At 37.7% G+C, this 15,054-nt stretch carries 13 protein-coding genes; 1 reads left to right on the top strand and 12 read right to left on the bottom strand.

Features of this window, described 5'->3' with window-relative positions:
* Nucleotides 1-215 precede the first annotated feature (215 nt).
* The 8 genes from H6G76_RS33890 to H6G76_RS33925 all read right to left on the bottom strand — a co-directional run bounded on the left by H6G76_RS33890 (nucleotide 216) and on the right by H6G76_RS33925 (nucleotide 6,876).
* The gene (locus tag H6G76_RS33890; RefSeq protein ID WP_190710588.1) at nucleotides 216-1,004 is read right to left on the bottom strand and encodes a GUN4 domain-containing protein; all 789 of its coding nucleotides are present in this window, start codon (nucleotides 1,002-1,004) and stop codon (nucleotides 216-218) included.
* 8 nt (nucleotides 1,005-1,012) lie between these two features.
* Nucleotides 1,013-1,615 carry a hypothetical protein gene (locus H6G76_RS33895; protein ID WP_190710590.1) on the bottom strand — a complete coding sequence of 201 codons (603 nt, stop codon included), beginning with the start codon at nucleotides 1,613-1,615 and terminating at the stop codon, nucleotides 1,013-1,015.
* Between the two features lie 141 nt (nucleotides 1,616-1,756).
* A complete protein-coding gene (locus H6G76_RS33900; RefSeq protein WP_190710591.1) occupies nucleotides 1,757-2,599 on the bottom strand; it encodes a WD40 repeat domain-containing protein in 843 nt (280 codons plus the stop codon).
* 18 nt (nucleotides 2,600-2,617) lie between these two features.
* A complete protein-coding gene (locus tag H6G76_RS33905; RefSeq protein ID WP_190710594.1) occupies nucleotides 2,618-2,956 on the bottom strand; it encodes a hypothetical protein in 339 nt (112 codons plus the stop codon).
* A gap of 87 nt (nucleotides 2,957-3,043) precedes the next feature.
* On the bottom strand, nucleotides 3,044-4,264 hold the full coding sequence (locus tag H6G76_RS33910; RefSeq protein ID WP_190710596.1) for a WD40 repeat domain-containing protein: 1,221 nt from the start codon (nucleotides 4,262-4,264) through the stop codon (nucleotides 3,044-3,046).
* Nucleotides 4,265-4,339: 75 nt separating this feature from the next.
* Complete coding sequence (locus H6G76_RS33915) at nucleotides 4,340-5,899, bottom strand: Hsp70 family protein (protein ID WP_190710597.1); 1,560 nt, start codon at nucleotides 5,897-5,899, stop codon at nucleotides 4,340-4,342.
* Between the two features lie 105 nt (nucleotides 5,900-6,004).
* Nucleotides 6,005-6,652, bottom strand: a complete 648-nt coding sequence (locus H6G76_RS33920) for a nucleotide exchange factor GrpE (protein WP_190710599.1) — start codon at nucleotides 6,650-6,652, stop codon at nucleotides 6,005-6,007.
* Nucleotides 6,653-6,663: 11 nt separating this feature from the next.
* A complete protein-coding gene (locus tag H6G76_RS33925) occupies nucleotides 6,664-6,876 on the bottom strand; it encodes a DUF2997 domain-containing protein (RefSeq protein WP_190710601.1) in 213 nt (70 codons plus the stop codon).
* Between the two features lie 541 nt (nucleotides 6,877-7,417).
* Here H6G76_RS33925 and H6G76_RS33930 point away from each other — a divergent pair.
* Nucleotides 7,418-8,377 carry an ROK family protein gene (locus H6G76_RS33930; RefSeq protein WP_190710602.1) on the top strand — a complete coding sequence of 320 codons (960 nt, stop codon included), beginning with the start codon at nucleotides 7,418-7,420 and terminating at the stop codon, nucleotides 8,375-8,377.
* A 452-nt stretch (nucleotides 8,378-8,829) separates the two neighbouring features.
* Here H6G76_RS33930 and H6G76_RS33935 read toward each other — a convergent pair whose 3' ends face one another.
* From H6G76_RS33935 to glyQ, 4 genes are all read right to left on the bottom strand, one after another.
* Nucleotides 8,830-10,485 (bottom strand): IS1634 family transposase, encoded by a 1,656-nt coding sequence (locus H6G76_RS33935; protein WP_190710603.1) that lies wholly within the window; start codon nucleotides 10,483-10,485, stop codon nucleotides 8,830-8,832.
* A gap of 310 nt (nucleotides 10,486-10,795) precedes the next feature.
* Entirely contained in the window at nucleotides 10,796-13,141 is a 2,346-nt protein-coding gene (locus H6G76_RS33940) for a ComEC/Rec2 family competence protein (RefSeq protein WP_190710604.1), read from the bottom strand.
* A gap of 198 nt (nucleotides 13,142-13,339) precedes the next feature.
* Nucleotides 13,340-13,819 (bottom strand): DUF4079 domain-containing protein, encoded by a 480-nt coding sequence (locus tag H6G76_RS33945; RefSeq protein ID WP_190710605.1) that lies wholly within the window; start codon nucleotides 13,817-13,819, stop codon nucleotides 13,340-13,342.
* 143 nt (nucleotides 13,820-13,962) lie between these two features.
* Complete coding sequence (gene glyQ, locus H6G76_RS33950) at nucleotides 13,963-14,841, bottom strand: glycine--tRNA ligase subunit alpha (RefSeq protein ID WP_190710606.1); 879 nt, start codon at nucleotides 14,839-14,841, stop codon at nucleotides 13,963-13,965.
* Nucleotides 14,842-15,054: the final 213 nt, after the last annotated feature.

A 15,054-nucleotide genomic window follows, 5' to 3' on the forward strand; every position in this document is an offset into this window, starting at 1 on the left:
AAAGCGATTGAAAATGCTTTTAACCAAGTCTCTTTAAATGATATTTATAATTGGTTTACCCATTGTTGCTACTGTACTTCTTTAGACTGAGAAACGCTATAACCCATCTACAGGAGGTGGTGCTTGTCCACCAAGTACAGCATCATATTCTCGCGGTTGATTGGGATTATCTGGTATCATTTTCTTCCTCGACGCTAATACCCGTGTTCCCAAATTCAGGCTATTTTGCAGCTTCCTAATTTCTCTGCAACCCCAGACAGGGTTCTGCAACCTGTCCAAAAGTCACCTAACCCCCAGCCTATAAATGCACCGCCACGGGGTAGGTGTCCTACAGGCGCACTTAAATCGAATTTCAAGTCATTCCAATACCGCCAAGCACCTTGAGAAAACCATCCCACACCTTTACCAAAGCGACACCATGCTTCCCAGTCGGGATTGGATGTACCGCCAACGCTTTGCCAGATATGCGTTTGGACAACAAAGCCAAAGCGTCCGTTGCTATATTTTTGCCAGAGCGTTTCAATTGTGTTTAAGTCTTCACAAGAGAAATTTTCAACGTCTGACGAGTCTAAAAATCCTTGTGGTTGGCGATCGCATACGCGCAGCATTATACTAGCAGTTTCTTGGTCTGCATCTTTCCACTTTCCGGAAGCGAGTAGATTCTGTAAATCACTGTAGTTGACACCAACCGCAGAGATTAAAGCTACATCGCTGTGTATATCGGGTTCTACTTTTGCTAATGCTTGTTGTCCCAGCAGTGACGATACAGTAAATTGCACCTTTTCCGAGTCAGTATTCACAATCTGAAACACTAACTTAGTACCAGCTTCACCATACTTGAGGGCTTCTGCAATGGCGACAACTTGCTGTTCTACAGATGTGGCGTTAATCAACCGTCGTTTAACACCTTCAATACCTCCCAAAACCGCAGCATCTTTTGGCGGGGGTACTTGTCCGCCAAGCACAGCATCATATTCTCTTGGTTGATTGAGATTTTCTGACATTGCTGTTTTTATTTGGAAAATCCTTGCACTCTATCAATACAACCCTGGTTTACTGCTTCTCTTAAAATATCTTTTGCGCCCCGTCGTTTAAAATAAAGTGCTGCATAGTTACGTTGTATCTGCGTTCCGTTGAACAGGTAATGTCTAATTCTGTCTTTACCTTCACGAGTATCGACTAAACCCAGCGTGTAGTCAACTAACTTGCAGGTTGCACTATTGCGGTCATATTCTAAATTATCCATCAGCGTATCGACATCGGACACTCCGCCAGCACGCGCCATCGCTACGAAAGCATCATACCTGTCAATTTTATTACTATACTCCTGAAGTATTTCTTGTACTAAAGGTTCTGGTCGAGAAGCTAGTAGTGAATAAGCTGCTTGGCGTACTTTCCATAATTTATCGTCTAACGCCCAGATTACCAATTCCAAACCTGCGTCGCCATATTTGAGTGCTTCTTCTAGTGCAGCGATTTTTTGTTCAATTACTGGATTTGCCAAGCGTCTTTTAACACCTTCTAGCCCTCCTAAGACTACCGCACCAGGAGGGGCTTTTTGTTGACCACCAATAACAGCATCATAAACTCTTGGGCGATTGGTATTTTCTTTCATCAGGTTTTTAATGTTGAGCCTACTACTTAGTATTCCCAATTACCTGAGTTAGGCGATCGCTCTTTTTTCTAGCTTTATAGCATTCTCCATATTTTAATAGTCCCATCTACTCTACCGCTAATAAGAGTTTGTCCATCAGCACTAATGGTATTGAAATGGCATTCCCCAAACTTTAATTGTGCGATCACTGCTAGTTACAATTATTTGTCCATCTGGGCTAAAAACAATATAATCAATTTTCCTGGAATAACCTTCTAAGATATACTGAAGCTCACCTGTATGTAAATTCCACACTTTGAGCGTGCTATCCGAACTTGCAGTTATAAGAGTATCTCCATCAGGGCTAATAGTTAGGTAATAAACTGAATGGTATTGTTTATTATCAAATTTTTTTCGCCCAAGTTTTTTTTGAATCTTACCTGTATGTAAATCCCAAACTTTTATAATTGCATCACCAGTCACAAGAGTTTGTCCATCTGAACTGATGCTTAAATCAGAAAACCTATGAATGTTATCATCTTCTATCGTATATTTCAGTTCGCCTGTTGGTAAATTCCATATATTTATATGATTGCCATAAGTAACAAGTGTTTTTCTATCTAAGCTAATAGCAACCTTAGATACATATCTGTTTTCGTATATGTTGCCAAAATTTTCTCCTGTATACCAATTTTGGACTGTAATAACTTTAGAATTATAATGCCTAAAAATAATTATCTGGTCGTCTAAATAAATAATTTCAGTTTTGTTTTTTAATGTATATTCTTGAAAAATATTTTTCATATTTCCTGTTTGCCAGTCCCATAATTTTAACAACTTATTATCGCCGCCGATAATAAGTTGTTTATCTGGACTGATTGCAAATAGATTAATATATTTTAAATAATCTTGTAATTTTCTCGATTGAATTGTTTTTGCCTGCCAATCCCAAATATGTATAGAACCGTACCCGCCAACAAAAATTTTCTGTCCATTTGGGATCATAGGAATAGAACTAAGAATTTATGAATATCCATATAGTCTACCAAGGCATTTTAAAAATCGCCACGGATTGTATTTCCATATTGATTGTTTGACTTTTGATTCTCGTCTATTTCGTAAAAGTAGGTATGCAGTCTGATTTACCTTTTCTGTGGTATCTTGTAAAGCTTGAATTAGTAATTCTAAGCCTGGTTCTCCATATTGAAGTGCGTCTTTCAGAGCAGCAATTCTTTGTTCTACATCTGCACCTGCTAAACGTCTAATAACACCTTCAATACCACCCAAAACCAAACCATTAACAGGTGGTGGTACCTGCCCACCAATTATGGCATCATATTCTCTAGGTTGATTATCAGCCATTGTATTTTTACCACTTTACTATTATTAGTTTTCCCGCTAGGAGCTATAAAATTACTTATACTTGAAAGATGAGAACGCTAAGTTTATCTAGTTTGAAAAATTTGCTTTCCAAACTTTGATAGTTTTATCCCAACTTCCACTAACAATAGTTTGACCATCTGGGCTAATTGCCACAGTCCGAACTACTTTTGTATGACCTTCTAAAGTACGTAGCAAGCAACCTTTGTTCAAATCCCAGATTTTTACTGTTTTATCATTACTTGCACTAGCAATAATTTGGCTATCCGCACTAATAGCAACAGCATTAACTTTACCAGTATGTCCTAAAAAGGTTCGTTTTAATTCTCCTGTTTGTAAGTTCCATACTTTAATAGTCTTGTCTTCACCACCACTGACAAGAGTTTTACCATCAGTACTAATTGCAAGAGTATTTACTTTACCAGAGTGTCCTTTTAAGAGGCGCGGAGTTGTTATCTTCAGCTTCCACCAATCCAAAAAGTTACCCTTAGAAAATTCTCGTACTTTGATTGTGTCATAGCAGTCGTTAACAAAAATTTTACTATCAGGGCTAATCGCTAAGGAACTAATATAACCGTTTCCTTCTAACGTGCTAATTTCTTTGCCGTTGAGTAAATCGGCTACTTTTATATGCCAACTAGTACTAATAATAATTTTGCCATCTGGACTGATAGCGATCGCATCTACAGATTTAGAATGAACTTCTTCTAAACTATTTACTAATTTTCCTCTTTGCCAGTCCCAAAATTTTATAGTATTGTCACCACTACAACTAACAAGTCTACCATCGGGACTAAAAACAACAGCGTTAACTTTGCTAGTATGACCTGTTAGAGTTCGTTGTATTTCTCCTGTTAGCAGCGACCAAATTTTGACGGTTTTATCATTACTGCCACTAGCAAGAGTTAAGTTATCTGGGCTAATTGCAACAGAATTAACTTTGTCTAAATGCCCTTCTACAGTTAATACACAATCAACAAATAACCAAGGATTAAAATCTAGTAATTTCTGCTGAAATTTGGGGTCTGTTCGTTTTTGGATTAGCAATTTTTCAGCAGCATTTTGTAACTGCCATTCGGAAGATTTGGTTGCATTAAATACTAAGTCTAAACCGACATCTCCATATTTAACTGCTTCATTAAGGGCAGAAGCCTGTGCTTTAAACACTGTACTTTTTAAATGGCTTTTAACACCTTCCAACCCTCCCAATACTACACCATCAACAGGTGTTTCTGCTTGATTACCAAGAACAGCATCATATTTTCGCGGTCGATGATGATTTGCAGACATATCACTATATTACCTGTGATGTATTGGATTATTTTTTTTACGCACCGCAAAGGCGCGGAGGACACGAAGAGGAGATTATTTAAGTTTGGCGATCGCACCCCGATCCACTAACATTTTCCCTGTCAATAAATCTTTGACTGTTACTACTAATACTCGTTGTTCGTTGACTTCAAATTGTGCTTGAATTCTGTCTACTCCTGTTTGTCCAGGTGGTTCGAGATGGGCGACACATACTTGTTGATGATGAGTTTCTAAGGAACGATAGCTATCTTGTTTTATTAAGTGGCTACTCGTCATTCTGCCTTGTTCATCGTAAGAAACTTCTGCTTGAGAAATTTCTGCAACTTCGCCAATATCAAGGCGAATTTCTCGCTGTCCTTCTGTGGCTACTTGCAAAGTTAAAGGTTCAGAACGCGCCCCTGGATATTTTGCTCCTTTTTCAATCAAAGTAAAATAAGAATAAGTTTTACTATGGGGTTCCCAAAGCCGAATCGCGTAACTGTGCCGCAGGTAATCATCAACTGCTGTCATTTCGCTTAAAGCTAATGCGCCATGTGCGACAGCTTCAAAGGGTTTATCTAATTTAACTTTTTGTCTGCCAAAATAAGAAATTACTAGTTGTTGAATCGCCGGAATTTGACAAGTACCGCCGACTAATAAAACCTGTTCGATGCTAGATTTGCTGATACCTTTGGAAAGTGCGATCGCTAATACTTCATCTATTGCTTGTCTTAACTGTTCTAATAGTTGTTGATTTTCTAAAATTTCGCTTAATTCATCCCAATGTAACTGCAATTCATAGGACATAAAATTTTCATCGTCAAACCAAGCTTCTTTGGCTACATCTGTTGTCGAAAGTTGAATTTTTACCCTTTCTGCTACTTCCAATAAATTCATAAAACCGATTTCTCCAACTTCTGCGCGAGAGGAACCGATTTTTTGCAGATAATGTTCCACAATCCAAGTATCGATATCAACACCACCAATAAATGCATCAGATTTCGCTAGAACTTCAGCGCGTACTGCTTGCTGTTCTGAAGCAACGCTGACAGTTCGCACTAAACTTAAATCCAGAGTTCCGCCACCAAAATCAATTACCAAAACCACACTACCAGGACGCTTGACTGCATAACCAAGGGCGGCGGCTGTCGATTCATCTACAATTTGCACTGCGGGAATATTTAGTTTGTCCGCCAAGTTGCGAAACCAGTCAAGATATCGCTCAAACGCCCCTACAGGAACGGTAAAGATAACGTGACTTGGTTGCAATTGCTGTTCAATTTTTTGCCAAATCTCTCTCAGAAACAGTTCGGAAACAATCTCTGCACTGTAACTATTACCATCCAACAGTCGAGGAGGCGGCACAAAATCTGCTGCTAAATCGCGTTTGAAAGCCCGAAAACAACGTTCTGGCTGGGCAAACCCCAAACGTTTGGCACGTACAGACTCCCCAAACAAAATGCTATTTTGCCCTTCCACAAACACCAAACTCGGCACTACGCTTACCTGTTCCGCGCCAAGTTCAAAACGGCGCGACATACGATCAAATCTTAATGTCCGGGGTTTTTGCGTAATCAAATCTGTAGTACAAACAACAGTATTGCTTGTACCAAAATCAATTATTACTGTAGTCATTTGTTATTGGTCATTTGTCATTTGCATTGATTATTTCTCCCTTGTCTTCCTCCTCTCCCCTGCCCCCCTGCGGTCTTCATGATAAATCTTTAACCGGAAATGATATCACTTCCCCCCACCTGGCAAAGTCCGACTAACCTTAGCAGGGCAAAGAATTCTTCCTTGATGCTGATAACCAACAAATCGAATGTAAACTAATTCACCTTCAGTAATATCAGCATTGTCTGGTTGATGAAGTTGGGAATTATAAGGCACTTGTTCCCAAGGTTTGCCTATCTGTTCGTAACCCCACTTAGCAAGGACGTTATCTAGAGGTGTAAACATCGAAAGCAGATTTTTTACAGGCAATTCTGGTTTAATATTCACCATCTGGTGAATGCTGGGATAGTTTGTTAGTAATGTCTGCAATTGCTCAAATGTGGAGGTGCGAAATTCTTCTGACAGTTCCAGACGTTGCTGTTGTAACTCTTCATGGAGTCGCACACCTTCTTGATGGAGTGCGGCTTTTTCAGAAATAAGTCGCTGTATTTTTTGCTCTAATTCTAAGCGTTTTTGATGAGATACTTGGAGTTCATCTTTTAGTAATTTAATTTGCGCTGAGGAGTCAGTTCGCCTGCCGAGTTTTAAACTTGTCGCACTGCTAATTACTGGAATCATCAACAGTAGCGCGAAAGTTCCGATCGCTATTACGAAAAGGCTTACCAGAGAAAACATTCCACTTCCCTGGATATCTGATAGGATGTCTGCAAACATTTACAGCCCTCCTATTTTTGTTTGAGAGACTGTTGTTCTGTTCCTGTCACGTTTTCTTCTCCCTCGTAATATTCAGGAAGCAGTTCTTGAGTTTCTACCTCTCCTAAAGCATCTTCAATTCCAGATGTTGTGCTGGTACAACTTGCACCAGAAGCACCAATTACCGTTTCCGTAATTTTGCCATTTTTACCAATACGATACTCAATTTTTTGATACTCTGCCATAAGTAAAATAATTTATATTTTCAAGGTTTTACAAACAATAAGCAGCTAATTTGTTGTATCACTTTTACTAGTAAACAGCAATTACCGTCTGGCATTAAGACAAACAAATGAATATGTAAGAGCTTTACTAATTTGCTAAAACAAATGTACTATTTTTGATCAGATTACACAAGCCTCAAATCAACCGAGTCAAGATTTGAAATGTGTTATTTGTTACAGATTGTGGGCGATCGCTACTTTAGTAAGCTGGTAATCAAATTAAAACAAAGTTTTTGGGAACCCTAATTAAGACTTGAAAGGTAAAGCAGCTGGCGCGTCTATGTGGTTCGTTAAAGAAACTGAATTTCACAAAGAGTTTGAGTCCTAACTGAACTGTATCGCCTCATAGCCAACGAACAAAAGAATGTAATTATTATATATAGCAATCCTAAATGAGATTCAAACACATCTATTCTCTGTTTCCTCTGTTGAGAAATAAGTTTGTAAATCAAATAGGATTGCTATAGTATCGTAACCACAAACAATGGATGACAAATGAGTTATGTCATTAATTCTCGCCCTAGATTTTGGTGGTACTAAATTAGCCGCAGCAGTAACTCAAGTAGGTTCTCGTGAATGGTTGCGTTATGAACGTCGCTTATCGCCAACCGATAGCAATGCTAACACTGATTTAGAAATCATGCGATCGCTCATTCACTCCTTACTACAAGGTGAAACTCCAGCTGCAATTGGTGTCAGCTTTGGCGGCCCTGTAGACTTTACCACAGGAACAGTACGACTTTCTCATCACGTTCCAGGCTGGGAAAATATTCCTCTCAAAGATTTGCTAGAAGAAGAATTTGGTGTACCTGCAAATGTAGATAACGATGCAAATGTTGCAGCTTTGGGTGAACATCGCTTTGGAGCAGGTCAAGGATACGATAGCTTGTTTTACATTACCATCAGCACTGGTGTAGGCGGCGGCTGGATACTTAATGGTAAACCTTGGCGCGGTGCAGCAGGCATGGCGGGTGAAATTGGACATATGGTTGTCAACCCTGCTGGCCCGGTATGTTTATGTGGTAAGCGAGGATGTGTAGAACGTTTGGCATCAGGGCCTTACATGGCACAGGATGCTAAAGAACATTTATTGACGGAATCACATAAATTTCAAAGCAAAATATTGCTAACTTTAGCCGATAATAATTTAAATTTAATTACTGGAAAAATCATCAGTGAAGCGGCAGCACAAGGTGATGAGTTAGCAATAAATATTTTGCAGGATAGTGCTTGGGCGTTAGGTGTAGGTATTGGTAATGTAGCGAACTTAATTAATCCTCAACGGTTTATTTTAGGTGGCAGTGTAACCAAAGCTGGAGAAATTTGGTGGGATACAGCACAAACAACAGCAGATAAAACAGCTTTACCAGAAATTGACTTTGAAATTGTTCCTGCTGCTTTAGGAGATGATGCGCCACTTTGGGGTGCTGTAGCTTTATCCGAGTCAATTCTCAATGTCTAAAAATTTATCCTGAACATTTATTTATATAATATTTAATTTATGATAAAAATATTTTTTCAGTTGGCTGTTCCTATGTTGATTATATGAGCCAAGCCAACTGAAATAAAGATAGCTTTCTCAAGTTTTACAACCCACATTCCGCACCCTTAACTGTCACAATCGGTTATTACGGAAGTAAATTTAGTAAAAAAGAGTAAAAAATTACATTTATCTAGAAAAAACATATTTGGGATAGAAAAATTTATCAAATATATTCTCAATAATCATCAATAAATAACGAGGTTGGTTTGGGAGAGAAATTGAATAATATAATTTTATTCTTAGAGACTTAATATATTACTGTAAATTATAATGAATCTATGAGTAGAGTTAAAAACGCTATAAAAACTTTAGCTCATTAATTTTATTAATGAGTAAAATTGGATAACTAAAACATTAATAATATTCAGAAATTAACTTATATATTTATAGTAATTACGGCAAGCTTCTGGGAGGAATAGGAGAATATACTTCATTTCTGATGTCAAATTTAAAAATTCTATTTTTTGCTGAAAAGTCACAAGATGAACTGATTGAAAACATTGAAATATCCACCGCATTGTCGGATTATTTATGGTTTTTCCTAATTGATTTTTTACAGTATAGTTTAAGGATTTCAAAGCCACTCTAATCTCTCTTTGTCCTAGAGTATAAACTAGCAAACATAACCCCATTATCATGGCTAATGCTTCGATTCTTTCTGGGCTTTTCAGAAAAACACTATCTGCTAAAAATAAAGGACTTTTGAGAAAACTAAATCCTCTCTCACATGACTGTTGCGCTTTATATTCAGACAGCATTTTCTCGCTGCTCAGTTCTTTCTCTGACAAAACGTTTGTAGCAATTATAAACCTTCCGGCACTTAAAATTTCTGGTTCGATAACATCTTTATTTTCATCAACGCTGGCTGATATTTGATAATATTTCGATTTATTATCTTCTTGGATGTTAGGATTTTTTTCAGTTATTTCGATATTTACTATCTGATGATATTTAAATTCTTTACTTATTTTAATTAGTTCTTTTCTCGCATCAGCAGCACAAGCAAACTTCTCTTGTGCTAGTTTTTTTAACTTAGTTTGAGTATTGGTCAAAGCTTTTTCTATTTTCTTTGATAATTTCTTTAAGTCAGATTTTTTTCTATCTTGACTTTGCACAACTAACCATCTTTGCTCTATACCTCCATAATTTATTTTCTTTTGGGCGTATGAATATCCTGATTTTTCACTTTTAACAAATTCTGATTCTGTTAAACTCATCACTAAGATTTTTGCTGATTTTATCGTCAATGGTACTCTGGTTAACCATTTGATACTCGACATTAACTTAATATTTGATTCTGTATACAAGGCACTATCTGCTACTATTAAACTATCAATTTCTATTCTTTTTTTATATTCAACTGCAATTTCTCCAAACTTTTTAGAATCAACTTCATTTCCTGATACTGTTTTTATATATATTGGTATATCTCCATCTCCTGAACATACTAATTCTGTAATAAATTGTTTTAAGTCTGGACGATGGTCACGCGAATAACCGTAGGTTAGTTTTATCGCTTGAGGTGATTTCCTCTCTTCACTTTCTTTTCCTATATAATCTGTTTGTTTTTGATTATTAAAAATTACTTCTGGTAAACTATATCCATATTCTCCATCTACATGAAATGATGTTGAATCTAAGTGTGATGATGAGAGTGATATCTGGTATATTTGTACAGCATTTAAACTGATTGCTAACAATACTGTATCTAGTCCTTTTATAAATAATTTATCTAAGATTCTTCCCAGCTTATCATCATTGAGATATTCTGCTTTTACTCCTGCACCAATTAAATGTTCGCCCGCGATTAATTCAAAGAATTTTGGGAACATATATAAAGGCTGTGACATCATACTTAAGCCGTTTAAAATCATCGCCTTTACCACCTGACCCGCACTGACTTTTTCTCCTGGCTCTAACCCAAGTAAATTATTAATTATTTCTACCATCCCAATTGAATCTACTATTCCTGCTACTATCCCTAAATGATCAATCTTCTTCAATTCCAGGTCTTTAGCACTAAACATGGCAACAGAAACTCCACAAAAGTATCTGTTGAAATTTTCTCCTGATTATGTTGATTCAAAATGTTTTTTTATCTTTTTATAGTCATTGAAGATAAAGCTTTCAATGATTTTGAACCAATTTTGACATCAAAATAACCGAAGAACTCAAATTTTGTACTTAGTCGTAAATATTCAACTGTATATCTAAGCTAATCATAATAATTCCTATTTAGCTCTAATAGATTCTAGTCAATTCTTTCAATCATTAGTTCTTATGTACTAAATATATGTGTTCATTTGAGGTGTGACAGTTGTAGGTGCGGAATGTGGGTTACAACACAGACAATTTATTTTCCGTGTCTTGAATAAATGGCTCAAAATTACCTTCAGGTGTCCATTGAATAGCCCCATCTTTTCCTGTGAAAAAAACTTGTGTTTGGTTTTTACCTAATTCAGTAGTAATTTTAGGATCAAGGTTTGTCGAAGTTGCGATCGCAACTTTTGGTTGAAACAATTTGATTAAATCTTTCAAAGACTCAGGGCTACACCATAACACTTGTGGACTAGGTAAACCTCCAGCCTTAACCAATCTTTCTACTTCTTGAGGTTCGATATCTCCTACTAATAACCAATTTTGGTTTTGAATTTGCAAAGATAAAACAGGTAATTTATCTTTAATTAATTGTGCAACGGTTAAACCTGTAGTCACTTGTTGACCTGGTGCTACAGCTTGGTAGATACCTTTTTGCTTTTGTACTTCCTGTTGAATTTCCTGACTAGCAATACTAGTTTCTGGTTTAAGGTCATATTTATAGAAATTTTTGATAGGTAAGCTTTGCAAAACTTCTAACCAAGCATTACTATCACTGTTGTTAAAATTACTAGCGATCGCCCAATCAATTTTATTCACGCCTTGCTGTTGTAAGAAAGGTACAATTGTGTAACGTCCTGTACCCTCATCACCACTATTAATTAAGGTGACATTTCCTTTATCTTGAATAACTACAACTGGTTCTGCACCAGCGTCTAATACTGTTACTCGAACTAATGTATTTGCAGAATGCCAAGCAGGAACAAGTACTAACCCAAAAGCCATTAAACTAGCAAACCACCAACGCATCTGCCACCACTTGACTAAACAAATCAAGATAATTAAAGCGTAAACAGCAAACATCTGCCAAGTTGAAATACTACCTACAACAACTGAATTTCCTGGCAAGTTACTAAAAAATTCTACTAACTTAATTAGCCAATCAGTAGGATAGTTTAATAGCCCAGCCAGAGTACTACCGATACTAGGAGCGAATAATGCTGCGATCGCACTAATAATCCCTCCAATACTAATCACCGAAATAAACGGCGTAGTCACAATATTCAATAACAAACTGTAAGCAGGCACTACTCCAAACACAGAAAGTTGGATAGGTAAAGTCCAGATTGTAGCAGCTAAAGGTACAGCAATTAAAGATGCGATCGTAGGAGGTATCCAATTCAGGCGTTTAATTATCGCTGGTGCAGATACAATTAGTCCTAATGTTGCTAAAAAACTTAGTTGAAAACCTAAATCCCAAATCCATAAAGGATTAAACAGCAATATTAATGTTGCTGCTAATAACAGTGAACCAAACTGTTTTATCTTCCTATCTAATATCAAACCAATTAATGCTGCACTACCCATAATTACCGCTCTGAGTACCGCAGGCTGAAAACCTGATAAGCTCAAGAAAATAATTAAACCTAAAAAACCGAGTGTAAATTGGATTGCTTTATTTGCACGTCTTGTTAGCTGTAATATCACACCCAAAATCAAAGAAGTTTGAAAACCAGATGCAGCTAAAGCATGAGCAAGTCCAACCTTCACAAATAAATCGCGGATATCGTAAGGTAAATCAACAGCCTTGCTACCCAAAACCATTGCACTAACAAGCGGCCCGTCTGGAATACCTAAACTGTTCACTTGCGATTTTAAGATTCGCTCCCGGATTTGCCACCATCCCCATTGAGCATCATCATTCACAATATTTATCTGTCGCCCAATTAAACCAGCAAAACAACCTTCCTGTTTCAAATACTTCTGAAAATCAAAACCACCAGGATTAGAAGCTGCTTTTGGTTGGTATAAAGTCCCAGTGACCGCAATTTCCTGTCCAGGATGTAACCCAGTAGCTTGAAGTAAAGGCACAGTCACGTATAACTTACCGCTCACCCCTTTAGGTATACTTGCCGGGCCTTGATCATTTTTAACTTCATCTAACTGAGTTGCCGCCAACCAAAATTGACCTCTTTGGCTGCGAGTTAACCGAGGACTACTTTCCACCTCACCACGAACAATAACCAGTTGTTGTTGGTTTGTACTATTTCCTGAAGGAACAAACTGACTAATATCTTTTATTCCAGGCTGTGGTACTCGCCACTGAAAATATAGAGTTGCTAACAAACCAACCAACCCAGCAGCTAACCAAACTCGATAATGAGCAATTAATTGCCAATTCCCAAGTGATGCTTTAGTTTTACCACCAGTACTTTCTAGTGCTTGAGGCGAAGATTTACGTTTTCTGAATAAAACTGCTCCCACTAACCCAAGAGCTAATACCCAGACACCACCCCAAGGCACTGCTGTAAACAATAACCCTAAAATATAGCCAAGACAAATAATTACACTACTCGACTGAATCATAAGACTTTATATATAAGTATCTAGCAATTAAAATTCGTGACTTAAAAGCAGCCACGAAAAATCTTTTGCTTTTGGTGAAGTATAGTTCATCAGATTTATACAAACAAAGCCCGCAAATACGGGCTTTGTTCTCATAATCGAGCCTTAAGTATTGAAAACTAAGGCTTGGGGCTAATTATTACGTTTGTTAATTGCAAATTACAAAGATATGCCTAAGTTAAACCCTAATACAGCATGGAGAATCATGATACCGAGTATTACACTACCTAAATAAGCATGAGTTGCACGTAAACCCTTATTATCACCAGCAAAACCACTTAAAGAGATGACACTGTTAATCAATAGCAGTATCAGCACCAAAGAACCAGTCCAAAAATGTGGACTTTCAAAAATTGGCTGACGCTGCATTACTAAAGACAAAACCCCACCTGTATAACCAGCTGCCATAAAGAAAAACATCCAAGGTGCAAGTAGACGATGCCCCATACGGTTTTGAACTGACACATCTTTATCTTCAGTCAGTCTGCTTCGCCAACCAGTCCACCCAACATAGCTACCCATTACAAAAATAACTATCGCCATCATCAAAGGGTGTCCCCAATGTACAATCGGCTCAGGAATTCCCAGAGAACGAAACCAAGCAGCAAGAGGTTCTAAAGCTTCACTGAAGTTAACCATATATACTCGCAATCCTTACAGAAACACAGTAATTTTTTTACCGCAATATTAAGTATTGCAAATATTTGTTAACTTTTAATAGTTGCCAACTTGGCAAAAACAATCAACCCCAAAACTTATTAGTAGTTTTGGAGTTGAATAACTCACACTGCTGCTTTTTTCAGCAAAGGATAACCAAGCTTTTCCCTCTGATCTACATATAATTGTGCTACCTTCCGAGCCAAATGACGAATCCTAGCAATGTAGCGAGTTCTTTCCGTCACAGAAATTACTCCTCGTGCATCCAGCAAATTGAAAGTGTGAGAACACTTCATTACATAGTCTAAGCTTGGTAAGACTAAACCACGCTCCGTCAACTGGTTAGCTTCCTGTTCATACAAATTAAACAGTGTTAGCAGCATCTCAGGATTTGATGCTTCAAAGTTATAGGTACTCTGTTCAATCTCATTTTGCAGGAAGACATCTCCATAAGTAATGTTGTCTGTCCACTGAATCTTAGTAAATGCTTCCACTTGCTGGAGATACATTGTCAGTCGCTCTAACCCGTATGTAATTTCAATCGATACAGGGCGACAGTCTATACCCCCACATTGCTGGAAGTAAGTAAATTGAGTAATTTCCATCCCATCTAACCAGACTTCCCAACCAGTACCCCAAGCACCGACAGTCGCATCTTCCCAGTTATCTTCCACAAACCGAATGTCATGGTCTTCAGGACGAATACCCAAAGCCCTCAAAGAATCAAGATAAATCTCTTGAATATTATCTGGCGACGGCTTAATAAGAACTTGATACTGATAATAGTGTTGAAAACGGTTAGGGTTTTCGCCATAACGTCCATCTGTAGGACGACGGCACGGTTCAACATAGGCAACAGACCAAGGTTCCGGCCCCAATGCTCTTAAAAATGTATGCGGATTCTTAGTACCCGCACCCTTTTCTATATCGTAGGGTTGAGCAATCAAACAACCGCGATCGCTCCAAAATTGATGCAGTGTGGCTATGACCGACTGAAAATTCATACTCTACCCTCTCTTAATCAGCACAATGCATTCACCATTGTTGCCTGAAAAGCCCTGCGGTGGGAGGATGTGAGGGGATGAAAAAAATATCTCAAAAAATTTTGAGAAAGTAGTTGACACTTCAGTGGAGCTTCGTTATATTAGATAAGTGCCTGAGAAGCGGACGCAAAAAAGCGGCGCGGTCAGGAACCGAACCTAGAAAATATTATAGTT

The sequence above is a fragment of the Nostoc sp. FACHB-152 genome, from assembly GCF_014697475.1.
GTDB lineage: Bacteria > Cyanobacteriota > Cyanobacteriia > Cyanobacteriales > Nostocaceae > Nostoc_B.